The 266-nt window shown below is 57.5% G+C and carries 1 protein-coding gene; it reads left to right on the plus strand.

The window, feature by feature from the left end; translation table 11 throughout:
* Nucleotides 1–266, plus strand: a 266-nt coding sequence (locus O4G76_RS20680) for an FAD-binding protein (protein ID WP_269398998.1), incomplete at both ends; no start/stop codon positions are given.

The following is a 266-nucleotide window of genomic DNA, read 5'->3' on the forward strand; positions in this document are numbered from 1 at the left end:
CTACAAGGCACACGCCGGAGCCCGCTGGTCGCAAATCATTGCCGCATTGGATCTCGCTGGCTGGTCCCCCAAGGTCATGCAATCCAACAATGATTTCGGCGTCGCAGCGACGTTTTCGGTGAACGCCCATGGCTGGCCAGTTCCCTTTGGCCCGATGGGATCAACCGTACGCAGCCTCAGGATGCTTTTACCCTCGGGCGATCTGGTTACCTGCTCTGCCACGGAAAACAGCGATCTCTTTAATATGGCGATGGGAGGCTATGGTC

Origin of the sequence: Limimaricola sp. G21655-S1 (assembly GCF_027213785.1) — a bacterium.
Classification (GTDB): Bacteria; Pseudomonadota; Alphaproteobacteria; order Rhodobacterales; family Rhodobacteraceae; genus Limimaricola.